This is a genomic window from Humibacillus xanthopallidus, from assembly GCF_006716675.1.
GTDB classification, from domain to species: domain Bacteria; phylum Actinomycetota; class Actinomycetes; order Actinomycetales; family Dermatophilaceae; genus Humibacillus; species Humibacillus xanthopallidus_B.
This window is the reverse complement of record NZ_VFPM01000003.1, coordinates 999,454-1,024,698: the sequence shown is the minus strand read 5'-3', so window position 1 is coordinate 1,024,698 and position 25,245 is coordinate 999,454. Positions and strand designations below refer to the sequence as shown.

General features: G+C 71.3%; 21 protein-coding genes. 10 read left to right on the top strand and 11 right to left on the bottom strand.

What is annotated here, in order from left to right; genetic code table 11:
- Positions 1-112 precede the first annotated feature (112 nt).
- Both FBY41_RS19690 and ettA read left to right on the top strand, forming a co-directional pair.
- Positions 113-745, top strand: coding sequence for a single-stranded DNA-binding protein (locus FBY41_RS19690; RefSeq protein ID WP_141846160.1), 633 nt, complete (start codon positions 113-115; stop codon positions 743-745).
- An 82-nt stretch (positions 746-827) separates the two neighbouring features.
- Entirely contained in the window at positions 828-2,510 is a 1,683-nt protein-coding gene (gene ettA, locus FBY41_RS19685) for an energy-dependent translational throttle protein EttA (RefSeq protein ID WP_141846158.1), read from the top strand.
- Positions 2,511-2,555: 45 nt separating this feature from the next.
- Here ettA and FBY41_RS19680 read toward each other — a convergent pair whose 3' ends face one another.
- Complete coding sequence (locus FBY41_RS19680; RefSeq protein WP_260439912.1) at positions 2,556-3,596, bottom strand: magnesium transporter CorA family protein; 1,041 nt, start codon at positions 3,594-3,596, stop codon at positions 2,556-2,558.
- Between the two features lie 31 nt (positions 3,597-3,627).
- Positions 3,628-5,094: a MocR-like transcription factor YczR gene (gene yczR / locus FBY41_RS19675; protein ID WP_141846156.1), complete on the bottom strand. Its 1,467-nt coding sequence runs from the start codon at positions 5,092-5,094 to the stop codon at positions 3,628-3,630.
- A 61-nt stretch (positions 5,095-5,155) separates the two neighbouring features.
- Here yczR and yczE point away from each other — a divergent pair, with 61 nt between their 5' ends.
- Complete coding sequence (gene yczE, locus FBY41_RS19670) at positions 5,156-5,851, top strand: membrane protein YczE (protein WP_141846154.1); 696 nt, start codon at positions 5,156-5,158, stop codon at positions 5,849-5,851.
- A gap of 4 nt (positions 5,852-5,855) precedes the next feature.
- On the opposite strand, the gene FBY41_RS19665 is transcribed toward yczE, so the two are convergent.
- The 3 genes from FBY41_RS19665 to FBY41_RS19655 are packed head-to-tail and all read right to left on the bottom strand — an operon-like array spanning position 5,856 to position 7,511.
- A complete protein-coding gene (locus tag FBY41_RS19665) occupies positions 5,856-6,308 on the bottom strand; it encodes an SRPBCC family protein (RefSeq protein WP_141846152.1) in 453 nt (150 codons plus the stop codon).
- Positions 6,309-6,322: 14 nt separating this feature from the next.
- The gene (locus tag FBY41_RS19660) at positions 6,323-6,886 is read right to left on the bottom strand and encodes a 2'-5' RNA ligase family protein (RefSeq protein ID WP_141846150.1); all 564 of its coding nucleotides are present in this window, start codon (positions 6,884-6,886) and stop codon (positions 6,323-6,325) included.
- The gene (locus FBY41_RS19655; RefSeq protein ID WP_221629350.1) at positions 6,873-7,511 is read right to left on the bottom strand and encodes a TetR/AcrR family transcriptional regulator; all 639 of its coding nucleotides are present in this window, start codon (positions 7,509-7,511) and stop codon (positions 6,873-6,875) included. Before FBY41_RS19655 ends, FBY41_RS19660 begins: the two co-directional genes overlap by 14 nt.
- A gap of 97 nt (positions 7,512-7,608) precedes the next feature.
- Here FBY41_RS19655 and FBY41_RS19650 point away from each other — a divergent pair, with 97 nt between their 5' ends.
- The 5 genes from FBY41_RS19650 (at position 7,609) to treZ (ending at position 16,298) form a co-directional block, all read left to right on the top strand.
- Positions 7,609-8,754: an acyl-CoA dehydrogenase family protein gene (locus tag FBY41_RS19650; protein WP_141846146.1), complete on the top strand. Its 1,146-nt coding sequence runs from the start codon at positions 7,609-7,611 to the stop codon at positions 8,752-8,754.
- On the top strand, positions 8,754-9,512 hold the full coding sequence (locus FBY41_RS19645; RefSeq protein ID WP_141846144.1) for an SDR family oxidoreductase: 759 nt from the start codon (positions 8,754-8,756) through the stop codon (positions 9,510-9,512). The genes FBY41_RS19650 and FBY41_RS19645 overlap by 1 nt, the downstream gene beginning before the upstream one ends.
- A gap of 338 nt (positions 9,513-9,850) precedes the next feature.
- Positions 9,851-12,022 (top strand): glycogen debranching protein GlgX, encoded by a 2,172-nt coding sequence (gene glgX / locus FBY41_RS19640; protein WP_141846142.1) that lies wholly within the window; start codon positions 9,851-9,853, stop codon positions 12,020-12,022.
- Positions 12,019-14,445 carry a malto-oligosyltrehalose synthase gene (treY, locus tag FBY41_RS19635; protein WP_141846140.1) on the top strand — a complete coding sequence of 809 codons (2,427 nt, stop codon included), beginning with the start codon at positions 12,019-12,021 and terminating at the stop codon, positions 14,443-14,445. Before glgX ends, treY begins: the two co-directional genes overlap by 4 nt.
- Positions 14,446-14,450: 5 nt before the next feature.
- The gene (gene treZ, locus FBY41_RS19630) at positions 14,451-16,298 is read left to right on the top strand and encodes a malto-oligosyltrehalose trehalohydrolase (protein ID WP_260439930.1); all 1,848 of its coding nucleotides are present in this window, start codon (positions 14,451-14,453) and stop codon (positions 16,296-16,298) included.
- 148 nt (positions 16,299-16,446) lie between these two features.
- Here treZ and FBY41_RS19625 read toward each other — a convergent pair whose 3' ends face one another.
- Positions 16,447-17,421, bottom strand: coding sequence for an acyl-CoA thioesterase (locus FBY41_RS19625; protein ID WP_141846136.1), 975 nt, complete (start codon positions 17,419-17,421; stop codon positions 16,447-16,449).
- Between the two features lie 95 nt (positions 17,422-17,516).
- Complete coding sequence (locus tag FBY41_RS19620; RefSeq protein WP_141846134.1) at positions 17,517-19,646, bottom strand: RecQ family ATP-dependent DNA helicase; 2,130 nt, start codon at positions 19,644-19,646, stop codon at positions 17,517-17,519.
- A gap of 107 nt (positions 19,647-19,753) precedes the next feature.
- On the opposite strand from FBY41_RS19620, the gene FBY41_RS19615 reads away from it, so the two are divergent.
- Both FBY41_RS19615 and FBY41_RS19610 read left to right on the top strand, forming a co-directional pair.
- Complete coding sequence (locus FBY41_RS19615) at positions 19,754-20,239, top strand: acyl-CoA thioesterase (RefSeq protein ID WP_141846132.1); 486 nt, start codon at positions 19,754-19,756, stop codon at positions 20,237-20,239.
- A 15-nt stretch (positions 20,240-20,254) separates the two neighbouring features.
- Entirely contained in the window at positions 20,255-20,887 is a 633-nt protein-coding gene (locus FBY41_RS19610; protein WP_141846384.1) for a hypothetical protein, read from the top strand.
- A gap of 14 nt (positions 20,888-20,901) precedes the next feature.
- Here the strand turns inward: FBY41_RS19610 and FBY41_RS19605 are convergent, their stop codons facing one another.
- The 4 genes from FBY41_RS19605 to FBY41_RS19590 are packed head-to-tail and all read right to left on the bottom strand — an operon-like array spanning position 20,902 to position 25,191.
- Positions 20,902-21,702: a glycerophosphodiester phosphodiesterase gene (locus FBY41_RS19605; protein WP_141846130.1), complete on the bottom strand. Its 801-nt coding sequence runs from the start codon at positions 21,700-21,702 to the stop codon at positions 20,902-20,904.
- Between the two features lie 57 nt (positions 21,703-21,759).
- On the bottom strand, positions 21,760-22,080 hold the full coding sequence (locus FBY41_RS19600) for a hypothetical protein (RefSeq protein ID WP_141846128.1): 321 nt from the start codon (positions 22,078-22,080) through the stop codon (positions 21,760-21,762).
- Between the two features lies 1 nt (position 22,081).
- A complete protein-coding gene (locus FBY41_RS19595; RefSeq protein ID WP_141846126.1) occupies positions 22,082-24,850 on the bottom strand; it encodes a CdiA C-terminal domain-containing protein in 2,769 nt (922 codons plus the stop codon).
- Positions 24,847-25,191, bottom strand: a complete 345-nt coding sequence (locus tag FBY41_RS19590; RefSeq protein ID WP_141846124.1) for a hypothetical protein — start codon at positions 25,189-25,191, stop codon at positions 24,847-24,849. Before FBY41_RS19590 ends, FBY41_RS19595 begins: the two co-directional genes overlap by 4 nt.
- Positions 25,192-25,245 lie beyond the last annotated feature (54 nt).

Sequence of the window (25,245 nt, the reverse complement as noted above, 5' to 3'; positions counted from 1 at the left end):
CGTCGCCGTCCACAACCTCGCGACACTGCCTTCTGCCCGTGCGGCAGCGGGCCGAGAGTGGTCCTCACCCGGCGACGTCGGACGTCGCCGCACGAGACGAGGAGCACTGCGCATGAACGAGACCCGCATCACCGTGCACGGCAACGTCGTGTCCGACCCGGTGCAGCGCACGGGCCGCACCGGCAGCATCTTCACGACGTTCCGCCTGGCGCACACGCCCTACCGGCGAGGCGCCGATGGCCGCTACTACGACGGTGAGACGAGCTACTTCAGCGTCATCGCTTTCAGTGCGCTCGCCGCGAACTCCGCTGTCGCCCTGCACAAGGGGCAGCCCGTCGTCGTCGAGGGCAACCTCACGGTGAAGCAGTTCGCCGGCCCCGACGGCCAGCCGCGCACCTCCGCCGAGATCGAGGCCGACCACCTCGGCCACGACCTCTCGTGGGGCAGGGCCAGCTTCGAGCGGGTGAGCCGTGCGGCGGCCCTCGGCCACGACCGCACGGCCGACCCCGACGTGCAGGCCACGGTGCGCGCCATCGCGGCGGGGGAGGCCCCGCCCGACGACCGTCCCGCCCACGTCGATGCCGACGGCGTCGTGAGTGATGACTACGACCCGGCGCGTGACGCGGACGACCCCGCCGGCGGCCACGACGTCCTCGTCGACGTCGACGCAGACAGGGCGAGCGGCTCCGGGCTCGGCGACCCCGAGACCGACGACTACGAGGTGGTCACGCCGCTGACGGCCTGAGCGTTGCCGGCGCCGCCTGACGCTGCGCCGCGGCGCGGGTGCGGATTCGGTGTGACACGCCCAGGCCTATAGCCTTCGGGACATGGCCGAGTACATCTACACCATGACCCGTGCCCGCAAGGCGCACAACGAGAAGGTCATCCTCGATGACGTCTCGATGTCGTTCTACCCGGGCGCCAAGATCGGCATGGTCGGCCCCAACGGCGCCGGCAAGTCGACCATCCTCAAGATCATGGCCGGCCTCGACCAGCCGTCCAACGGCGAGGCTCGCCTCGCTGCCGGCGCGACGGTCGGCATCCTCCTGCAGGAGCCGCCGCTCAACGAGGAGAAGACCGTCCTCGGCAACGTCGAGGAGGGTGCCGGCGAGATCAAGGCCAAGCTCGACCGCTACAACGAGATCTCGGCGGAGATGGCCGACCCCGACGCCGACTACGACGCCCTGCTCACCGAGATGGGCAAGCTCCAGGAGGACATCGACCACGCCGACGCGTGGGACCTCGACAGCCAGCTCGAGCAGGCGATGGACGCCCTGCGCTGCCCGCCGCCGGACTCCCCGGTGACCACCCTCTCCGGTGGAGAGCGTCGCCGTGTGGCGCTCTGCAAGCTGCTCCTGCAGAAGCCCGACCTGCTCCTGCTCGACGAGCCCACCAACCACCTCGACGCCGAGTCGGTGCTGTGGCTCGAGCAGCACCTCGAGGGCTACCCCGGCGCCGTCATCGCCGTCACCCACGACCGCTACTTCCTCGACAACGTCGCGCAGTGGATCGCCGAGGTCGACCGCGGCAGGCTCTACCCCTACGAGGGCAACTACTCGACCTATCTCGAGAAGAAGTCCGAGCGCCTCCAGATCCAGGGCAAGAAGGACGCCAAGCTCGCCAAGCGACTCAAGACCGAGCTCGAGTGGGTGCGCAGCAACGCCAAGGGCCGTCAGGTCAAGAGCAAGGCGCGTCTTGCCCGCTACGAGGAGATGGCGGCGGAGGCCGAGCGCACCCGCAAGCTCGACTTCGAGGAGCTGCAGATCCCGCCCGGCCCGCGCCTCGGCTCGACGGTCATCGAGGTCAAGAACCTCAAGAAGGGCTTCGGCGACCGCGTCCTCATCGACAACCTCTCGTTCTCGCTGCCGCGCAACGGCATCGTCGGGGTCATCGGGCCCAACGGTGTCGGCAAGTCGACGCTCTTCAAGACGATCGTCGGCTTCGAGGCGCCCGACGCCGGCGAGGTCAAGATCGGTGAGACGGTCAAGATCTCCTACGTCGACCAGGGCCGGGAGGGGCTCGACCCGAAGAAGAACCTCTGGGAGATCGTCTCCGACGGGCTCGACTACATGAAGGTCGGCAACGTCGAGATCCCCTCGCGGGCCTACGTCTCGCAGTTCGGCTTCAAGGGCCCGGACCAGCAGAAGCTCTCCGGCGTGCTCTCCGGTGGAGAGCGCAACCGCCTCAACCTCGCGCTCACCCTCAAGCAGGGCGGCAACCTGCTGCTGCTCGACGAGCCGACCAACGACCTCGACGTCGAGACGCTCGGCTCGCTCGAGAACGCCCTGCTCGAGTTCCCGGGCTGCGCCGTCGTCATCACCCACGACCGCTGGTTCCTCGACCGCATCGCAACCCACATCCTCGCGTACGAGGGCACGGAGGCCGACCCGGCCAAGTGGTACTGGTTCGAGGGCAACTTCGAGTCCTACGAGGCCAACAAGGTCGAGCGGCTCGGCCCCGAGGCGGCCCGGCCGCACCGGGTCACCTACCGCAAGCTGACCCGCGACTGAGTGGCGGATCTCGCAGGGCCCCGGCTTCGGCCGGGCCCTGCGCCGTCAGATCCAGCCCTTGCGGCGGAAGACGGCGTAGAGCAGTCCTCCGCCGCCGAGGATGACCGTCGTGCTGAGGAGCACGCCACTCGGCTGCGCGAACCCGGGGTAGGGCACGTTCTGGCCGAACCACCCGGTGACGGCAGTCGGCACGGCGATGATGGCCGCCCACCCCGTCAGCTTCTTCATCACGGTGTTGAGCCGTGCGTCCTGCAAGGACAGGTTGGTCTCGAAGATCGTCGTGATCATGTCGCGCAGCGACTCGGTCCACTCCGAGGCCCGCAGCACGTGGTCGTAGAGGTCGTCGTAGAAGCCGTCGAGCTCGGTATGCCGTTCGGCGAGCTCGCCGCGGTGGCGCAGCACGGCGTTGACGACCTCACGCATGGGGAGCACGACGCGGCGCAGCTCGACGAGCTCCTTGCGCAGCCGGTAGGTGCGCACCTGCACCGCGTGCGTCTGGCCGCGCTCGTCGAAGAGCTGGTCCTCCAAGCTCTCGATGGCGTCGTCGAGGCGTTGGATCGTGTCGAAGTGACCGTCGACCACGGTGTCGAGCAGGCCGTGGACGAGCGCGCCCACGCCGAGCCGGAGCAGCTCGGGGTCGTCGTTCCAGCGCTCCAGCACAGGCGCCACGTCGAAGTGGTCGCTGCCGCGCACTGTGATGACACCGTTCGGAAGGACGAAGGCCGAGATGCGGCTCGTGCGCAGGCGGGACTCCCGGCTCCCCGGCTCGCCCCGGTCCTCATCGGCGTCGAGCTCGGTCGCATAGACGGTGAGGAACGTGTGTTTCGCGTGGCGAGTCGCCTTGGGGCGCTCGCCGCTGCTGATCGCGTCCTCGACGGCGTGCGGGTCGAGCCCCAGCTCACCGGCCAGGGCACGCAACGCCGCGTGGTCGGGCTCGCAGAGGTCGACCCAGACGAGGGTCCCGTCGCGACCCAGATGCTCGGAGACCTCGTCGAGCGCGAAGTCCTCCTCGACCACCTTGCCGTCTTCCCACCGGCGCGTCGTGACGCGTCCGCCGTTCGTGCCCGTGCCGGTGATCGTGCCCACGAGTCCAGTCCTACACCCCCGAGGCAGCAGGTCAGGCGATGAGGGGGGTGATCTCGCGCGTCGTGGACCGCTCGCCGAGCGCCAGGCGCCAGGCCTCGGCGAGGCGTCGGCCGACCTCGTCGGCCTGGTCGGGCGCCACACAGAACGGCACCCGGACGAACCGTCCGAGCCCGCCCTCGACGCCGAACTGGCCGCCGCGGGCCAGCCGCACGCCGGCCGACTCGGCGACGCGGGCGAGGTCGTCGCCTCGGTCATGGGGCAGCTCGCACCAGAGGTTGAGGCCTCCGCCTGGAACCGTGAAGCGCCACTCGGGCACGTGCCGGCGCAGCGCCTCGACGATCGCGTCGCGTCGTGCTCGGGCCTCGCGGCGCCGCTCGACGAGGAGCGCCTCACCCTGACGCAGCAGATCGACGACGACGAGCTGCTCGAGGACCGCGGTGCCGAGGTCGAGGCTGTGCCGCGCCTCGATGACCCGCTCCACGGAGCCGAGGGGAGCACGCACCCACCCGACCCGCAGCCCGCCCCACCACGTCTTGCCGGCGCTGCCCAGCGTGTAGGCCTCGGGGGCGCCGGCGGCAAAGGGCATCACCCGGCTCCCGACACTCTCGGCTGCGCCATCGCCATCGCCGGGGCCGAGGGCGAGCTCGACGAAGGTCTCGTCGATGATCGGCACGGCCCGGCCGGCGCGCAGCACGTCGCCCACGGCCCGACGCGTCGTGGCCGGCATGAGCAGCCCGGTGGGGTTCTGGTGGTCGGGGATGAGGTATGCCGCCCGCGCCCCGCTCTGACGCAGGCCGAGCTCGATGGCGTCGACGTCCCAACCCCGCGGCGTCAGCTGGGTGGGCACCGCTCGGTAGGACGAGCGCCGCACTCCCACAATGGCATTGGGGTAGGTCGGGCTCTCGACGAGCACCCGGTCGCCCACCTCGAGCTCGGCCCGCAGCACCGCGGACAGACCTGCGTGCGCGCCCGACGTCATGACCACCTGCTCGGGGGTGGTCGGCAGGCCACGCCCCTCGAACCAGGCAGCGACGGCGGCCCGCGCCTCCGGCAGGCCGTGCGGGTGGTAGCCCGCTGTCGCGAGGTGGCGCGGGAGCTCGGAGAGGGCTCGTTCGTAGGCTGCGGTGACACCGGCTGCGGACGGGAGGGCGGCATACGTGAGGTCGATGACGTCGGGCGGCACGTCGGTCGGGATGAGGCCCGCCTGCGACAGCGCGAGGCCGGAGGGTCCCGCCGGCAGGCAGACGACGCTGCCCGAGCCGCGCCGGGTCACGACGAAGCCCTCGTCGCGCAGGGCGTCGAGGGCCGCGCCGACGGTCGTGCGTGACAGGCCGAGCTCGGTCGTCAGGGTGCGCTCGCTCGGTAGCCGGGTGCCGACGAGGAGCCGGCCGTCGGAGACGAGGCGGCGGATGCCGTCGGCGAGGCCGCGATACGCCGGACGGGGAAGAGGATCGGACCCGAGGAGGAGGGCCAGTGAACGGGCGGAGACGGTGCGCACCAGACCACTGTTGCACGATTGGACCTTAATATCGATGCCAATGGGCCCCAGAATGGTCCCCATGCGACGCCACGTCCCCCTGCGCAACCTCTCGCCCCGCCAGCAGCTCCGGGCCGGGCGCCTGCCGCGACGGCTCGTGCAGCTGCTCGTCGGGCTGACGCTCTACGGCGTCTCGATGGCGATGATGATCCGCTCCACCCTGGGCCTCGACCCGTGGGACGTCTTCCATGCCGGCATCGCCACGCACGTGCCGCTCAGCTTCGGCCAGGTGACGATCATCGTCGGCGTGCTCGTGCTGCTGCTCTGGGTCCCCCTGCGCCAGTGGCCCGGCCTCGGCACCATCGCCAACGTCGTCGTCATCGGGCTCGCCGCCGACGCGGGGCTCGCCCTCATCGCGCCCCCGGAGGCGCTGTGGTCGCGAGCCCTCCTGCTCGGGTCCGGCATCGTGCTCAACGGCGTCGCCGGCGGGCTCTACATCGGCAGCCAGCTCGGCCCCGGCCCCCGCGACGGCCTGATGACGGGCTTCGCCCGCCGCACGGGGCTGTCGATCCGGCTCGTGCGCACGACGATCGAGGTCGTCGTGCTCGCCGTGGGCTGGCTGCTCGGTGGCCCCGTGGGCCTCGGCACCGTGCTGTATGCCGTCACCATCGGGCCGCTCGTCCAGTTCTTCCTGCCCCGGCTGACCGTCGACCTCGGCCCGGAGATCACGCCGGTGGTCTCGGACCGCGGGAGGATCCTCCTCGAGGACCGCACCTGAGCCGTCAGGCCAGCAGGGCGTGCAACCGCACGACCGACCGCGACCACGACGATGCGAGACCGGCTGCGACGCCGACGACGACGGCGGGGGAGAGCAGCCCGCCCACGGCGATGCGCTGGGCGAGCACGCAGCCCGGCTCCCCGCCGGCAGTTGTCGTCGGGTCGATCAGCCACTCGACGGTCATCGCCCCCGTCGGGATCGGCTGCTCGATCGTGAGACGACGCTCCGGCCGGCAGTCCGTGACCCGCATGGGCGGCGCCGTGCGGCGGTGGAGCGCGCCCGAGACACGGCCGGCGGGCTCGTACCGGAGTTGCGCCCCCACCCTCACCGGCTCGGTCATGACGACCGGTCCGACGGCGTCGCACCACTCGGGCCACCGCCGCGGGTCGCCGACGACGGCCCACAGCGCGGACGGTGGGCAGGCGAAGTCCTCGCGGGCGGTGCGCTGCCAGGCCATCGCCCCAACCTAGGTCACCGCGCGAGCGGCCACGAGTGCAGGATGCGGCAGTCGCCCGGCGAGTACCACGCGAGGTCGAGCCGGTCCGCCCGGCAGTGCGCCGGCAGGTGGCTCGAGACGAGGTCGCGGGTCGACCCCCTCGTCACGGAGTCCGAGAGGGCGTCGAGCGTCAGGTGCGGGACGACGCTGCCGAACTCCCCGGCATACGGCGGGCACCGGGGGAAGGCTCGCCACAGGCGGTCCGTGAGCGCCTCGAACGGACCCCTCGGCTCGGGCAGCAGGTGGACGATGCCGTTGGGGAAGACGCTGACCTCCTCCAAGCGGAAGTCGAATGCCATTGTGGCAGAAGCGATCTCGGAGACACGATCGAGTGCATCGGCATCGAGGTCGTCTGGTGCGAGGAAGGGCGCGAGGGCCGTCACGTGGGCGTGCACGAAACGTGGGTCGGCTGACACGTAGTCGAGGTCGTAGTGCTCCGTCCGGGCCCGCACGAACGGCTCGAGCTCGGGCACGGGCACGAGGAGGACGGTGTGGCCCGTCACCTCCGGGCCGCCGTCGCTGCCGTCAGCGCCCGGCACCGACGAGGCGGAGCGCGAGGGCGGCGTTCGTCGCCCCGATCTCGGTCGGGGTGCGCTTGATGGTGGGGGAGTACCACCGGGCGACGTCGACGGCGATGGAGAGGAGGGCGAGAGCGGTGTCGGCGCTGTCGTCCACCGAGAAGGCACCGTCGGCGACGCCCCGGTCGAGCACGTCGCGCACGAGGGAGTCCATCTCCTTGCGCAGTGCCAGCACCTCGGCATGATGCTCGGGCGTGAGGTGGTGGTGCTCGTACTGCACGACGCGCGCGACCTGGTACTGCTCGACGTGCCACTCGGTGAAGCGGGCCATCAGGGTCTCGAGCTGCTCCGTCGGGGTCGCCCCCTCACCGATCGCCCGGCGCAGCAGTCGCAGCGCCGACTCGTGCCCGCTGCGGCTGAGGTTGAAGAGCAGCTCCTCCTTGGAGCCGAAGTGCACGTAGACGCCGGCGGGAGACAGGCCCGCTCCCGAGGCGATGTCGCGGGTCGTCGTCGCGTGGAACCCCTTCTCGGCGAAGGCCTGGGCCGCTGCCTGCATGAGCCGGTCGACCGTCGAGGCATCAGGGTCGGAGGTCGCGGAGGGAGTCGCGGGCTGCGTCGTCGCGGGACTCGTCGTGGGGTGCGGCACGTTGACAGCATGCCGCAGGGGAGAGAAACTAAGCAAGCGCTTAGTTACCTGTCGGTACGGCGCGTCGCACCCAGTGATCACGCCCGATGGAGGACGGATGCCCCGCAACATCTATGACGAGGACCACGAGGCGATGCGCGCGTCGGCGCGCGAGTTCGTCGCCCGCACGCTCGCGCCCCGCGCTGACGAGATGATCGAGGGCAAGTCGATCCCGCGCGACATCTGGCTCGAGGCCGGCAAGCAGGGCTACTTCGGCCTCGACATTCCCGAGGAGTTCGGCGGTGCCGGCGTCGACGACTACCGCTTCAACGCCGTCGTCGCCGAGGAGATGTCGCGCTTCAACGCCGCGACGAGCTCCTGCTTCGGCATCCACTCCGACGTGTGCCCGCCCTACATCGTCGACCTCGGCACCGAGGAGCAGAAGCAGCGCTGGCTGCCGGGCATGGCGAGCGGCGAGCTCATCTGCGCCATCGCGATGACCGAGCCCTCCGGCGGCTCTGACCTCGCGGCGCTCAAGACGACCGCCGTCCGCGACGGCGACGCGTGGATCCTCAACGGCTCCAAGACCTTCATCACCAACGGCTACCAGGCCGACCTCGTCATCGTCGCGGCCCGCACCGACCCGTCCAAGGGTGCCAAGGGCATCACCCTGCTCATGGTCGAGCGGGGCATGGAGGGCTTCGTCAACGGCCGCAAGCTCGACAAGGTGGGCATGGACGAGTCCGACACCGCCGAGCTCTTCTTCGAGAACGTCCGCGTGCCCGACGAGAACCGGCTCGGCGAGGAGGGCATGGGCTTCATCGCGATGATGCAGCGCCTGCCGCAGGAGCGCGTCGGGGCCGCCGTCTCCAACGTCGCCCACGCCAAGGCGATCCTCGAGGAGACGATCCAGTACGCCAAGGACCGCAAGGCGTTCGGCCAGCCGATCGGTGCCTTCCAGCACAACAAGTTCCTCATGGCCGAGCTCGTCACGAAGATCGAGGTCGCCGAGGCCTATGTCGACGACTGCGTCGCGGCGCACGCCGAGGGCAAGCTGTCAGCGGTCGACGCCGCCAAGGCCAAGTGGTGGAGCTCGCAGGTGCAGAACGACGTGCTCGACCACTGCGTGCAGCTGCACGGCGGCTACGGCTTCATGAACGAATACCGCGTGGCCCGCGCCTGGCGCGACGCGCGCGTCACGAAGATCTGGGCCGGCTCCAACGAGATCATGAAGGAGCTCATCGGCCGGGACCTCGGCTTCTGATGAGGGCGCACGAGGGAGCGGTCGCGATCGTCACGGGCGCGAGCCGCGGCATCGGTCTGGGCATCGCTCAGCGGCTCGTCGCCGAGGGCGCCAAGGTCGTCATCACGGCGCGCAAGCCGGAGGCGCTCGCCGCCGCCGTCGAAGAGCTCGGTGGCCCGGGGAACGCGCTCGGTGTGGCCGGCAACGCCGCCGACGAGGCCCACCAGGACGAGGTCGTCGCCGCCGCGCACGAGACCTTCGGCGGGCTGCACCTGCTCGTCAACAACACCGGCATCAACCCGGTCTACGGTCCGATGGTCGACACCGACCTCGAGGTCGCCCGCAAGGTCCTCGACGTCAACGTCGTCGCGGCCTTCTCGTGGATCAAGAAGGCGATCGCGTCGGGCTTCGGTGACGCGGAGCACCCGGCGGCGGTCGTCAACCTCGCGTCGGTCGCGGGCCAGGCAGCCTCCGGGGTCATCGGGTGGTACGGCGTGTCCAAGGCCGCGCTCATCCACCTGACGACCGAGCTCGGCTTCGAGCTCGGCCCGGACGTCCGGGTCAACGCCGTCGCGCCGGCCGTCGTCAAGACGAAGTTCGCCGAGGCGCTCTACGAGGGGCGCGAGGAGAAGGTCGTGCGGGCCTACCCCATGAAGCGGCTCGGCCTCCCGGAGGACATCGCCGGCGCGGTGAGCTTCCTGCTCAGCAGCGACGCGTCGTGGATCACCGGGCAGACCCTGACGATCGACGGCGGGGTCACGCTCGGCGGCGGGCTCTAGCCGGTCACCCCCAGCGACCAGCGAGGCCACCGCGGTCGTATGCCGTCCGGCCCCCGTGCGCGAGCCCGGGGCCGGACGCATCCCGGCTGAGCCTGACGGAGCTCAGAAGGCTCACCACGGCAAGCACCTCCTCATCTCGTCTCCGGGCAGTCTCCGACAGGGCCGGTTTTGCGGTCTGAGTGAGCCAGGAGACGCGGGCGCGCCACCCGGCACACCCGGGTGTTTGTGCGATGGGGCGCCGGGCAGGCAAGAATGGCCCCTGCGGCCACTGTCGTCCGCATGTCGCCACGCCGTGGCGCGGCGGCTCCCGTGCCGCGACCGACGACGGAAGAAGGTCCATGGAGATCTGGCCCGGCAAGCCCTACCCCCTCGGCGCAACCTATGACGGATCGGGTGTGAACTTCGCCGTCTTCTCCGAGGTGGCCGAGCGCATCGAGCTCTGTCTCATCGACGACGACCTCGTCGAGACCCGCATCGACCTCCCCGAGACCGACGGTTTCGTGTGGCACGGCTACGTGCCCTACGTGCAGCCGGGCCAGCGCTACGGCTTCCGGGTTCACGGTCCCTACGCCCCGGACAAGGGGCATCGCTGCAACCCGAGCAAGTTCCTGCTCGACCCCTACGCCAAGGCGATCGAGGGTCAGGCCGAGAACGACCAGTCGCTCTACTCCTACACCTTCGGCGACCCCAAGGCCGCGACGACGACGAAGATCAACCTCGACGACAGCGTGCGGCACACGATGCACTCGGTCGTCATCAACCCCTTCTTCGACTGGGGCGACGACCGCCCGCCGCGTCACGAGTACCACGAGAGCGTCATCTACGAGGCCCACGTCAAGGGACTGTCGATGATGCACCCCGAGATCCCGGAAGACATCCGCGGCACCTACGCGGCCATCGCCCACCCGGCGATGATCAAGCACCTCAGTGACCTCGGCATCACCGCGATCGAGCTCATGCCGGTGCACCAGTTCGTCCAGGACGCGCCGCTCGTCGACCGCGGCCTGTCGAACTACTGGGGTTACAACACGATCGGCTTCCTCGCGCCCCACAACGCCTACGCGGCCGGTGGGCAGCGCGGTCAGCAGGTGCTCGAGTTCAAGGCGATGGTCAAGGCCCTGCACGCCGCGCACATCGAGGTCATCCTCGACGTCGTCTACAACCACACCGCCGAGGGCAACCACCTGGGCCCGACGCTCGCCTTTCGTGGGCTCGACAACAACAGCTACTACCGGCTGGTCAGCGATGACCTCACCCACTACTACGACACGACCGGCACGGGCAACAGCCTCCTCATGCGCAGCCCCCACGTGCTGCAGCTCATCATGGACTCGCTGCGCTACTGGGTCACCGAGATGCACGTCGACGGCTTCCGCTTCGACCTCGCCGCGACGCTCGCGCGCCAGTTCCACGAGGTCGACAAGCTGTCGGCCTTCTTCGACCTCATCCAGCAGGACCCGGTCGTCAGCCAGGTCAAGCTCATCGCCGAGCCCTGGGACGTCGGCGAAGGGGGCTACCAGGTCGGCAACTTCCCGCCCCTGTGGACCGAGTGGAACGGCAAGTACCGCGACACCGTCCGCGACTTCTGGCGCGGCGAGGGCGGGGCGCTCGGCGAGTTCGCTTCTCGCTTCACGGGATCCAGCGACCTCTACGAGCACTCTGGCCGCAAGCCGATCGCGTCGATCAACTTCGTCACGGCCCACGACGGCTTCACCCTGCGCGACCTCGTGTCGTACAACGAGAAGCACAACGAGGCCAACGGCGAGGGCAACAACGACGGCGAGAGCCACAACCGGTCGTGGAACTGCGGCGTCGAGGGCCCGACGAACGACCCGCAGGTGCGCGACCTCCGGCTGCGCCAGCAGCGCAACTTCCTCACCACGCTGATGCTCTCGCAGGGCGTGCCGATGCTGCTGCACGGCGACGAGCTCGGGCGCACCCAAGGTGGCAACAACAACGGCTACTGCCAGGACAACGACATCTCGTGGATCCAGTGGGTCCTCGACAGCGACGACCAGAAGCTGCTCACCTTCACGCAGTCGATCGTCAAGCTGCGCCGGGAGCACCCCGTCTTCCGGCGGCGTCGCTTCTTCGCCGGCAGCGCCGACCACGGAGGCGAGAGCGAGCTCGGCGACATCGCCTGGTTCACGCCTGACGCCGAGCACATGGACGAGGACGCCTGGCGCAACGGTCTTGCCAAGTCGCTCATGGTCTTCCTCAACGGCTCCGCCATCCCGGGGCCCGACCCGCGTGGCAACCCCGTGCTCGACGACTCGTTCCTCGTGATGTTCAACGCCTACAGCGAGCCGCTCAGCTTCACGCTGCCCGACGAGGAGTACGGCACGGAGTGGATCCCCGTCGTCGACACGGCGGCCCACGACCTCGAGAGCCACTCGCTCGACCCGTCGTGGCAGATCCAGGTACAGCCGCGCAGCATCGTCGTGCTCCGGTGCCCGCGCGTCACCGTGCCGGCGAGCGTGCCGGGGCTCACGGAGGAGGCCACCGCGTGACCGGGCGACCGATCGTCTCGACCCACCGGCTCCAGCTCGAGCCCGACTTCACCCTCGATGACGCGGTGGCCCAGGTGGACCACCTGGCGACGCTGGGGGTCTCGCACCTCTACCTGTCGCCGGTCCTGCAGGCCTCGGCCGGCTCGAAGCACGGCTACGACGTCATCGACCACACGACCGTGGCCGAGGGACTCGGTGGTGACGAGGCCTTCGCCCGCCTCGTCGCGGCCGCCCACGAAGCCGGCCTCGGTGTCGTCGTCGACGTCGTGCCCAACCACATGACGACCCCGACCCCCCTCTCGCTCAACCGGCCGCTCTGGTCGGTCCTGCGCGAGGGGCGTGGGTCGGCGTATGCCGCGTGGTTCGACATCGACTGGGACGCCCAGGGCGGTCGGATCCTCATGCCGGTGCTCGGGGCGCCGCTCGAGGAGGTGCTCGATGCCGGCGAGATCACTGTCGGCGAGCACGAGGGGGCGCCCGTCGTGCGCTACTACGACCACGTCTTCCCGCTCGCGGCGGGCAGCGACACCGGGGCGCCCCTGCGCGAGCTGCTCGAGGCCCAGCACTATCGCCTCGCGTCCTGGACGATCGCCGACGACGAGCTCAACTACCGGCGGTTCTTCGACGTCACCTCGCTCATCGCGGTGCGGGTCGAGGAGCCCGAGGTCTTCGACGCGACCCACCGGCTGCTCGTCGACGGCATCCGGTCGGGCGCCATCGACGGCCTGCGCATCGACCATCCCGACGGACTGGCCGACCCCGAGGGCTACCTCGAGCGGCTCGCCGACATGACCGGCGGCGCGTGGGTCGTCGTCGAGAAGATCCTCGAGGGCGACGAGCAGCTGCCGGAGAGCTGGCGCACGGCCGGCACGACCGGCTACGACGCGCTGCTGCGGGTCGGCGGTCTCTTCGTCGACCCCGACGGCGCATCGCCTCTCGACGAGCTCTCGGCCGAGCTGCTCGGCGAGCACCAGGACCTCGAGGCGATCATCACCGAGTCGAAGCGCTGGGTCGTCGAGGTCATGCTCGCGACCGAGGTCAGCCGGCTCATGCGGCTCGTCGCGCGGGCCCGGCCCGACCTCGAGCAGGCCGCCGCGCGCGAGGTCGTCGAGGCGATGCTCGTCGGCATGGACCGCTACCGCGTCTACATCCGCCCCGGGGTGCCTGCCCGGCCGGCTGACGCGGCTGAGCTCGAGTCGACCGTGGCTCGAGGGGCTCGACCTGGGGTCGACCTGCCGCCCGCGGTCGTCGAGGCCGTCATCGACCTCGCTCTGGGGCAGGCGTCACCGGTGGACGCCGCCGCGCAGGACGAGTTCGTCGTGCGGTTCCAGCAGACGTGCGGTCCGGCGATGGCCAAGGCCATCGAGGACACCGCCTACTACCGCTACGTCCGCCTCGTCGGGCTCAACGAGGTCGGGGGTGATCCGACGCGGGTGGGGGTGTCGGCGAGCAGCTTCCACGCCTTCGCACAGGGCCTGCTCGCACGTTCTCCCCGCACGATGACGACGCTGTCGACGCATGACACGAAGCGCGCCGAGGACGTGCGCGCGCGGCTCGCGGTCCTCGCCGAGCGACCTGCCGCGTGGGCCGAGTGGCTCGTGGAGGCGCGGCGCCTCGCGGCCGGCCTGCGCTCAGCCGAGCTCGACGTGCTCACCGAGTACTTCCTGTGGCAGACGGCCGTCGGTGCGTGGCCGATCAGCGAGGAACGGCTGCAGGCCTACGCGCTGAAGGCGATTCGTGAGTCGAAGCTCTTCACGCGCTGGACCGAGCCCAACACCGCGTACGAGTCGGCCGTCGAGTCCTTCGTCGCCGGTCTCGTGTCGACGCCGGAGATCGTGAGGCACCTCGAGTCCTGGGTCGAGTCCACCGCACCCGAGACCCGTGCCGCCGTGCTCGGCCAGAAGCTCGTGCAGCTGACGATGCCGGGCGTGCCCGACGTCTACCAGGGCACCGACCTCGTCGACCTCTCGCTCGTCGACCCCGACAACCGTCGCCTCGTCGACTACGACGAGCGGCGCCGTCGGCTGTCGCGGCTCGACGCGGGCGTTGCGCCTGTGGACCTGCACGACGAGAAGCTCCTCGTCACGGCCGCCGCCCTGCGCACGCGGCGCGAATGGTCCGAGTGCTTCGTCGGCCCCGGGGCCGTTTACCAGCCGCTGGAGCCGACGAGCCCGTATGCCGTCGCCTTCGGTCGCGGCACGGGTGACGGCATCGACGTCGTGACCGTCGTGACCCGGCTCGCCTCTCGCCTGCGCGACGGCGGGGGCTTCGGCGACTCCACGCTGACGCTGCCGGACGGACCATGGACCGACGTACTGTCGCAGCGGACGGTCCAGGGCGGGGTCGTGCGCCTGGCGACGCTCGTCGGCGATCCCGACGGGCTGCCTGTGGCGCTCTTGGTTCGGGTAGGGGACGAGGTGTGAGCTCAGTGATCGGGGTGTGGGCGCCGGAGGCGCAACAGGTTGCCGTGGTGTGGTCGGGGGCGCCGGACGAGTCGGACTCGTCGCAAGGGTCCGTCGGGGCGGACGGTGGGATCACCGCTGACGTCACGCGGTCGCCGATGACCCGCGGGGCGGGCGGCTGGTGGTCGTGGTCCGTCCCCGACGAGCTCGGCGGCCGCACGATCGACTACGCCTTCAGCATCGACGGCGGCGACCCACGACCGGACCCGCGCAGCCCGTGGCAGCCCCGTGGGGTCCATGGCCCGAGTCGCACCTTCGACCCGGCGGAATACGCCTGGGGTGACGGGGCCTGGCGGGGCACCCGGGAGGGCCGCGGAGTCTGCGGCGGGGTCGTCTACGAGCTGCACGTGGGCACCTTCACCCCGGAGGGCACCTTCGACGCGGCGATCGCCCACCTCGACCACCTCGTGGCGCTGGGCGTCGACCTCGTCTCCCTCATGCCGATCGCGGCGTTCGACGGCCCGTGGGGATGGGGCTACGACGGTGTGCACCTGTATGCCGTCCACCAGGCCTACGGCGGACCCGCGGGGTTCCAGCGCTTCGTCGACGCCTGCCACGAGCGTGGCCTGGGCGTCGGGCTCGACGTCGTCTACAACCACCTCGGACCCGCCGGCAACTACCTCGCGGAGTTCGGCCCCTACTTCACCGACGCCCACCACACCCCCTGGGGGGCTGCGGTCAACCTCGACGGCGAGGGCAGCCACGAGGTGCGCCGCTGGATCATCGACAACGCCGTCCGCTGGATGCGCGACTTCCACGTCGACGCGCTCCGGCTCGACGCGGTCCACGCGCTGCGTGACGACTCGCAGCCGCACCTGCTCGCGCAGCTCTCCGACGAGATCGCCTCTCTCGCAGCTGAGTTGGGCCGTCCCCTCGATCTCGTGGCGGAGTCCGACCTCAACGACCCCGTGATGGTGACGCCCACCGCCGAGGGCGGCCGGGGGATGACGGCGCAGTGGGACGACGACATCCACCATGCGCTCCACGTCGCCCTCACCGGTGAGACCGCCGGCTACTACGCCGACTTCGCCGGCGGCACCGAGGCGTGGCCCGAGGGCGGGTCGCTGTCGGTCCTCGCCAAGACGCTGACCGACGCCTTCCTCCACGACGGCCGGGTCTCGACGTTCCGGGGACAGGTGTGGGGCGCCAAGGTCGACCCCGAGGCGCAGTCGGGCCACCAGTTCCTTGCGTACCTGCAGACCCACGACCAGGTGGGCAACCGGGCGACCGGAGACCGCATCAGTGACTCCGTCTCACCCGGCCAGCAGGCCATCGGCGCCGCCCTCTACCTCCTCTCGCCCTTCACGGCGATGATCTTCATGGGGGAGGAGTGGCGGGCCAGCACGCCCTTCGCCTACTTCACGTCCTTCGGCGATGCGGAGCTGGCGGACGCGGTGCGCCGAGGTCGCCGGGCCGAGTTCGCTCCACACGGCTGGGCGGCCGACGACGTGCCCGACCCGCAGGACCCTGCGACCCGCGACGCGAGCGTGCTCGACTGGTCCCAGCCGATGGCGCCGGGCCACACCGAGATGCTGCACTTCTACATCGCGCTCACGCGGGTGCGGCGCAGCGAGCCCGACATCGCCTCGGGCGACCTGCGTGAGACCACCGTGGCATTCGACGATGACGCCCACTGGCTCGTCATGTCGCGCGGCAAGGTGCACGTGGTCGTCAACCTCGCCGGCCGCTCGCAGGTCGTGCCGTTCTCCGCGGAGGTCTCGCACGTGCTCGCCTCGTGGGGACGCGCACCGATCGTGCGGGGCGACGGTGTACGTCTCGACGGCCACGACGTGGCGGTCCTGCGCACCTTCTGACACCCAATCGAGAGAGCAGTTCGTCGCCGTCGTACGCGCTCCGTGACAATCGAAAGAGCAGTTCGTCGCCGTCGTGCGCGCCCGCGCGGGCCCCATGGAAGGCGACGAACTGCTCTTTCGATTGTCCGTGTGGCGGTGTGGCGGGGCGTCAGGACTGCTTGACCCTGACCATGCCCTCCTGGGCGGTCGTCGCGACGAGGACACCCTCACGGGAGAACATGTGCCCGATGGCGAGGCCGCGCCCGCTGATGGCAGACGGCGACTCCTGCGCGTAGAGCAGCCACTCGTCGGCGCGCGCGTCGCGGTGGAACCACATCGAGTGGTCGAGGCTCGCCACCCGCAAGCGTCGGTCGGTCCACACGAGGCCGTGGCGGCGCAGCACCGGCTCGAGGAGCGAGTAGTCGCTGGCATAGGCGAGCACGGCCGCATGGAGCAGCGGGTCGTCGGGCAGTCTGTCGACGGCGCGCATCCAGACGTGGTTCTTCGCGACCTGCTCGCGGCCGGCGTCGACGAAGAGGTTGCCTTCGACCGGTCGGAGCTCGATCGGGCGGGAGTCGGCGATGTGCCGGGCGCCGGGGTGGTCCACCCCGCGGAAGGAGTCGGCCAGCGATCGCACGTCCTCAGGGGAGGGCACCTCCGGTGCCGGATCCTGGTGGTCGAGACCGCCGGCACGCTCTTGGAACGAGCACACCATCGACATGATGGGGGCGCCCTTCTGCACGGCGTGGACCCGGCGGGTCGAGAAGGAGTTGCCGTCGCGCATCTCCTCGACGGCGAAGCGGATGGGCAGGGTGTCGTCACCGGGTCGCATGAAGTAGCCGTGCAGGGAGTGGATGGGCCGCGCGGTGTCGCCGGCACCGAGGTCACCCAGGCCACCGGCGCCCCGCACGGTCAAGCCTGCGGCCATCACGCACTGCGCGAGGACCTGACCGCCGAAGACCCGGCCGTGCGGCATCTTCTGGCTGCGGCCCTCGAAGACCCGAGCCGACGACGCGCCGATGGACTCCGCTGCGTCGCGGCCCGCCACGTCGGTCACGGAGATGTGCGCGGTGCCGACGTCCTTGAGGTCGAGCACGTCGAGCAGGTCGTCGATGGGCGACAGTGCGGGGGAGTCGTCGGTCACGAGGTGACCTTACCGAGGCCCCCCGCCGGCCGAAGGCTCCCCACACCCGATCACCCCTGGACCCGGTCGTGACACCGGCGTCCTCCTGCTCCTCGTCAGGCCTCCTGGGCGAGGACGAGGGGCAGGACCCCCGGCGCTCCCGCTTCGCGCAGCAGCCCCGCACACACGGTGAGGGTCCACCGCGAGTCGGCGACGTCGTCGACGAGCAGCACCGGCCCCGGGATGCCGCGCAGTCGCTCGGCGAGGCCGGGGCCCACCGCGAGCCGTCCCCAGACGTTGGCGAGCCGGAAGGCGCTGTTGCCCCCGGGCTCGCCCACGGGACCGCCCTCGACGAGGTCGAGCGCCCCGAGGTACGGCAACCGCCCGAGCTCACCGAGGCCGGCCGCCAGCGAGCCGACCAGCTCGGGGCGCCGGCGGGAGGGCACCGACACGATGGCCGCCGGCCGCTGCTGCCACCCCCAGCCGGCGAGCACGTCGACGCAGGCCCGCACGACCTCGGCCGGCACTGCGCGGTCAGGTCCCCGGAGCAGCTCGCGCAGCCGCTGGCCCCACCCGAGGTCGGACAGGCGGGCTACCGCGCGCCCCTCGTCCATGGCGATGGCGGGAGCGATCTTGCCCTTGAGCGGCACCCCGAGACGGTCCATGCCCGTGGGCCACTGCGCGCGCGTGTCGAGCACGACCCCCGGGCGCTCGAGGCGCGACCGCGCCGTGTTCACCGCCGCTTCGGGGATCGAGGTGTCGAACCACGGCGTGACGCAGCGGTCACAGCGGCCACACGGCTCTGCGGTGTCGTCGTCGAGACACTCCTGCAGGAACGCCATGCGGCACTCGTCGGTGCGCTCGTAGTCGACCATCAGCTGCTGCTCGCGCTCGCGAGCCTCGCTCACCCGGTCGTAGCGCTCCGCGTCGTAGGTCCACGGCGCGCCGGTCGCCGTCCACCCTCCCGCAACCCGCTGCACGGCCCCGTCGACGTCGAGCACCTTGAGGAGCAGCTCGAGACGGGTGCGCCGCACGTCGACGATCGACTCGAGGGCGACGGTCGACAGTGGGCGTGCGGCCTCGGCGAGTGCTCGCAGCACGGCGTCGGCCTGGTCCTGACGCGGCATCGACGCGGAGGCGAAGTAGCGCCAGATGTCCTTGTCCTCCGGCCCGGGCATGAGGAGCACGTCGGCGCGCTCGGTGGCGCGGCCGGCTCGGCCAACCTGCTGGTAGTACGCCACCGGCGAGCTCGGCGCGCCGAGGTGGAGCACGAAGCCGAGGTCGGGCTTGTCGAAGCCCATGCCGAGCGCGGACGTGGCGACGAGCGCCTTGACCTCGTTGTCGCGCAGGGCCGTCTCGAGCCGCACCCGCTCGGAGGTCTCGGTGCGCCCCGTGTAGGCCGCGACGGCATGGCCGGCCTCACGCAGCGCCACTGCGACGTCCTCGGCGGCGGCGACCGTCAGGGCGTAGACGATGCCCGAGCCCGGCAGGTCGGCGAGGTGGGCGATGAGCCAGGCGAGGCGCTGCTCGGGGGCGGCGAGGGGCAGCACCCCGAGACGCAGGGATGCGCGAGCGAGCGGCCCGCGCAGCGTGAGCACGTCGTGGCCTCCCGCACCGAGCTGCTCGACGACGTCGGTGACGACCCGGGCGTTGGCCGTCGCGGTCGTCGCGAGCACGGGTGTGCGGTCGGGCAGCGTCGTCAGCAGGTCGCGGATGCGTCGGTAGTCGGGCCGGAAGTCGTGCCCCCAGTCGCTGATGCAGTGGGCCTCGTCGACGACGAGGAGGCCGCACGACTCGGCGAGCGCCGGTAGCTGCTCGTCGCGGAAGCGCGGGTTGTTGAGCCGCTCGGGGCTGACGAGCAGCACGTCGACCTCGCCGCGGGCCAGCGCCCCGGAGACGGCCCCCCACTCGTCGGCGTTGGTGGAGTTGAGGGTCACGGCACGGATGCCAGCGCGCTCGGCCGCGCCGATCTGGTCGCGCATGAGGGCGAGCAGCGGGCTGACGATGACCGTCGGGCCGGCGCCTTCGGCCCGACGCAGGGCGGTGGCGACGAAGTAGACGGCCGACTTGCCCCAGCCGGTGCGCTGGACGACCAGGACGCGGCGTCGGCCCTCGACGAGCGCGGAGATCGCCTCGAGCTGCCCGTCGCGGAAGTCGACGTCGTCGCGGCCCACGAGGCGCCGCAGCGCCGCGGTGGCGCGTTCGCGCAGGTCGACCATGGCGGGGGCGGTGGGGGAGCTCGACATGCACCCAACCTACGTGGCCATGCTGACGACGCCGGACGGCATACCCCGGCCTGTGGACACGGTGCGCTCGGTCGGCGGGGGTGTGGACGGGCTGGAAGGATGGGCCCATGACAGACCCGGCAGACCGCACGCCGTATGCCGCGCAGGTGTCCCTGCGCTGGTCCGACATGGACGCCTATGCGCACATCAACAACGTGCAGTTCCTCCGTCTGCTCGAGGATGCGCGCGTCATCGCCTTCCGCGACTGGTTCGACGCCGGGGGAGCGACCGACCGGTCGCTGCTTGAGGAGGGCGTGCTCGTCTCGCGGCACGAGATCGAGTACCGCCGGCCGCTCGGCTTCCGGCACGAGCCGGTGGAGATCCAGCTGTGGGTCTCGCGCGTCGGCGGCGCGGGCTTCGACGTCGCCTACATCGTCACCGATCCCGAGGGGGTGGGCGACGGACCGGGCGGCACGATCTATGCCGTCGCCGAGACAGAGCTCGCGCTCTACGACTTCCGCACGGCGATGCCCCGACGCATGCGACCCGACGAGCGCGCCTCGGTGCTCGAGCACGTCGGCGGTGCGGCTCCCTTCCGCCGTCGGCGGCGGTGACGCGTGGCGACGGCCGTGACCGAGATCGACCTCGGCAGCCCCCGAGCCCTCGGCGACCTCGCCACCTTCGTCGGGCGGGCCAGGAAGGCCAACCCTGACGGAGCCGTCCGCCTCCAGCTCATGGGGCCGCTCCTCGTGACGACCGTCGCCGTGCTCGAGGGGTCCGGGCTCCTCGGCGAAGGGACGGTGCTCGGCCTACGGGTCGTGCGCGTCGCCTCGGACGGCCTTCTCGACGCGACGGTGGCGCTCGCGGCCGTGGCCGACCGACTCGCCCGCGCCGACGACACCACGAGCACCTTGCGGGTGCCGCCTGCCGAGGTGCGCGTGGCGTGGGCGGCGTTGGCTCCTCCACGCGCGGGGTGGGAGCCCGTCGGGGCGCTCTCGAGTGAGGTCGTCGACTCCATTGCGCGACAGGGAATCTCGCAGGTTGCCGAGGGAACGCCGGACGGCGCCGGCGCTCAGGCCGTGGCTGCGCTTCGACGGCAGGTGTGGTCCACGATGAGCGACTCGGTGCCGCCGATAGCCGCCGGACTCGCCTTCGGGGCGCACGTGCTCGGCTTCACCGCGCTCGGGGAGGAGGCGGCCGTCGCCGCCCACGGGCGGTGGACGCGGCTCAGTACCTCGCGCGGCCACGTCCTCGTGCGCTGAGGGGGCACCCGGGATCAGGCGGCGCCCGTCCACTGACCTCGCTCGACGAGGACCTGCTTGAGCACGTCGATGCGATCGCTGACGAGGCCGTCGACGCCGAGGTCGAGCAGGCGGCGCATCTCCGCCGGGTCGTCGACCGTCCACACGTGCACCTGCTTGCCGTGGCGGTGGGCCGACTCGACGAAGCGCTCGGTCGTGAGCTCGAACCGGCGACCACGCAGCGGCACCCAGGGTGGCACCTGGAGCACCTCGGCCGGGGTGTGGAGCATCGTCGTCAGCCATCGGGGGGAGAAGCGCAGCAGCGCGGTGCCCGGGACGCCCGCCGCGGTGACGACGCGACCGCGGGAGAGCCGACGGAACTCCGACAGGTGGCGCTGGTAGAACGAGCCGACGCACACCCGGTCCTGCAGGCCGTGCTCCTGGATCAGCTGCCACAACGGGCGCGCCGTGTCGGGCGCCTTGAGATCGATGTTGAGGCGGGTGCCCGGGAAGGCCTCGACGACCTCTGAGAGGAGAGGAACCCGGTCGTGCTCGGGCCCTGGCCCGAGGCGCGCACGGCGGACCTCGTCCCAGGAGAGGTCGCGGATGCGGCCCGCGAGGTCGCTCACCCGGTCGAGACGCGTGTCATGGAAGGCGACGAGACGCCCGTCCCTCGTCAGGTGAACGTCGGTCTCGAGGTGGGTGTAGCCGAGGGCGACCGCGCGGCCAAAGGCGGTCAGGGTGTTCTCGAGGCCCACGTTTGGCGCGTAGAGCGCGCCGCCACGGTGTGCGAGGGCCACCGGGGTGCGCGCCAGGTAGGGCCGAGAGCTCGCCATGCCCCGAGGCTATCCACTCGGGGTCCGGACTCGGCGGCCACCCAGGGCGCGTCAGGGTCAGAGACCCAGCTCGCGGGCGGTTGTGCCACGGCCCGCCACGAAGACGGCCCCATCGTTCATCATCCAGAGCACGACGTCGTCTGGGGTCTCGCTCTCCAGGTGGCGATAGAGCTGCCACTGCCGCGCGTCGGCCGGTCCCTTGACGACGATGTCCGTGCCGGTGTCGGGGTCGGCATCGGAGCCGTAGGCCACCACACCGTCGGCGAACGTCACGCTGAAGCCGTCGGCGAAGCCCTTGACCCGCCCCTCGGGAAGGCTCTCGAGGATCTGCTGCACCTGGTGGAGGGGCAGCTCGATGTTGATCATCCATCCGGCCATCTCAGGGTCTTCTCTCCACGATCTCGCCGTCTCGGGTGAGGAGGAGTACGACGTCGATGCGATCGTAACGTCGCAGTGCCGCGTCGACCTGGCGCACAGCCTCCTCCACGGGGTGGGGACTGCGCGCGAGGTCGACGATGATGCGAGGTGACTGGTCGCGGGCGTATCGCACCGCCTGGGTGATGGTGCTGGACCCGCCGCCGAATGGAGCCTTGAACTCCCAGCTCTCGCCACCCACCAGTGCGTCCGGCGACTTCGCGTCGTCGGCTCGAGGAAGGAACTCGACCGTGAAGCCTGCGCGCCGCAGCCGCTCGGCTGTGTAGAGCTCGTGCGCCTCCGGTGACGAGGCCCTCAGGGTCCTCGCTTGATGCTTCGACGTGGACCCGTCCTCCAGGACGAGGGCGAGGGCGTCGAGCTGCTCCTTGCGCCGCAGGCCGACCAGCTGGTCGCTCGTGGCCACAGCGGGAGCCCGCCGGGCGCCGGCGACAAGGAGCGCGCCAGTCGGAAGGGCAGCCCTCGCCGCCTCCGGCCGGAGGGCGTCGAGCGACGACGCGAGTGACGCCGTGCGCTGCTCGTCGACGCTCGTCTGCTCGAGCTCGACGTCGGAGCGGATGAGTGAGATCGCGAGGTCGTCCTCGGCCGTCCGGTTGGTGCCTCCTGACAGGAGGGTGGCCAGTGCAGAGCCGAGGCCCTTCGGGCCCTGACGCCAGGCGATCGCGAGCGCCTTGGCCTCGGCCAGGGTGCGCCACATGGACAGGTTGGCGGCATCCTGGCGTCGTGCGACGGTGACGAGTGCCGCCGAGGCCGACTGCTCGAAGTAGCCGATCCGTCTCGTCAGCCGGTCGAGGGCCGGGCCGGTCGCCACAGACGCCTGCGCAGCTGCGCCCGGCAGCCCGGCCCTGCCGAGCTCCGACTCGATGAGACGTCGGTAGCCGGCAGCGGTCGCCTTGCCAGCCCGGGTCGTGTCGGCGCCGACGGCGAAGGCCCCGACGAGCCTGCTCAGCTCGTCGGGACGCAGGAGGGGCTGATGTCCCTCACCGACCTTGACGCTCCAGGCGTCGACCTCGACGTCGGTCCCCCGCAGAAGCAGGTCGATGGCGTCGGGCATGGCGATCACCCAGGTGACTGCCGCCGACTCGAGCCCTGCAGTGCTGTGCTCGTAGACGGCGGTCGTGGAGTGCTCGCGCTGGGCGAAGGCATCGAGGCGACCGACCTCGCTCATGACCCGGGCCCGAAGGACGGCCGCAGGCTCGCTCGAGCCGCCGGCCACCGCCATGAGTCGGATGAGATCGGCGTCCGTGGCGAGCGAGAGGTCGGAGTGTGTCGCAGTGGTGCTCGCCTCGTAGCTGACCCACCGACGTGTGAGGGCCTCGGCCAGCACGAGCCGTCCACCCCTGGAGTTCGTCAGCCCGTGACCCTCGACCGGAGTCGAGAGCAGGTCGGTGACCCCGGCCGTGTCGTCGTCGATCTCGGCGAGGAACGTGTGGAGCGCATCTCCGGTCACGTCCGGGTCGTCGAAGAGCGATGCGAAGCGGTGACCCCCGGTGTCGAAGCTGCTGCCGTGTGCGCGCTGGGCGTCGTCGTCCCGGGCTTCGCCGATCTCGGCGGAGGCAGCTCCCGCTGCGAGGCGAGCGAGCAGGGCCGTCGGAAGGGGCTCTGACCAACCGGACTGCCGCGCCCCGACGACGAGCTGGCCGACGGCCCAGTAGCCGGTGGCGCGGCTCCGGGTGGCGCCGCCACCGACGACCTCGGCCAGCGCCGCGACGAGGTCATCGCGCAGCAGCGCCGCAGCCGACTCCACCTGCCGGGCAGTGCGGGCATCACGAGTGCTCGAGCTCGGGGGTGCGACGGCAGTGAGCAGCACCACCCCCAGCGCACCCACGGCCTGTCGGGTCAGGTCGAGACCACTGCTGCCTGAGGCGTCGCCGAGCAGCACCACCAGTCGGTTGACGCCGTCGACGCCGATCTCCTCCACGAGGGCCTGCGCATAGACGGGATCGCCGCTGTGCGGCTGGAGGGTGCGCACGAGGTCGCCCACCTCCACCACCGTCACTGACCCGGCACCACGGGCGAGCAGCCGCCGCAGCACCGTGGCCCCGGCCACGGCGGACGCCCTGGTGTCGGACGCGCGCGCAGCGCCAGTCGCCAGCTGCTGGCCGTGGATCAGCCTGTCGCGCAACGACATCGGGCGAGGGTCGAGGCTCCGTGGAAGCCCTTCGTCGTTGAGGGAGGCGAGGGTGGCCGCCGCCCGGAGGCCGGCCCGGTCCAGCTCCGCGACCAGCTCGGCGTGTCGATGCGACAGGCGTGCCCTGGCGCCCTGCTGCTCCTCCGTGAGTCGCGCGAGCAACGGAACCGCGTCGAGGTCGACCCCCGCGCGAAGACGAACCGCGGCGACCGTGCGATTGTGCTCCTCGGTCGTGTGGTCCCACTCGCGCTGCAGCAGGCGTACTGCGTCCTGGCCGTGCTCCAGAGCGCTCGCGTAGCGTTCGAGGGCCCGAGCTGCGGCCGGCAACCTCTCCAGCGCCGAGGTGGACCGCCGGACGAGCTCCGTCGACTCGGTGACTGCAGCCTCGGCCGCCGCCCCCGACCACACCTGAGGAAGGACGGTCGCCAGCCGGCCGCGCAGGCTGCCGGTGCCGCGCGCCGCCTGCGCGGCCCGCCGCAACCTCATGGCCGCACCGCGCAGGGTCGTGGCGTCGCCGGGGGGAGTGGGCAGGGCACCGGCGCCGGAGGTCGAGCCCCCGGCGCCGGAGGCGTGACCGCGCGTCACGGTGGGGCCCAGACGACCACCGGACGACCGTGTGCGCCGGCGAGCGAACTGAGAGCTGACGCAGCAGCGAGCTCGGTCTCGCGGTCGTCTCGCACCGCGAGGTCGAGCTGACCACAGAGCGCGGCCACCCCATCGGCCATGGCGTCGAGGAGTCGGGCGTGCACGAGCCGGAAGCGGTCGAGCTCGGCGGCCAGCTGCGGCTGGCCCGCGCCCACCCCGGTCCGGGCCATCGCCGACGCAGCGGCAACCGCCTCGGCCGCCTCGCGCAGGATCGCAGGATCACCGCCGACCGAGGCTCTCACCGAGGCGACCCCGTCGCGGTCCATCTCGTAGCGAGCCATGACGAGACCCTAGGAAAGTCCGTCGAGCCACTCCGCGACTTGTCCACAGGAACG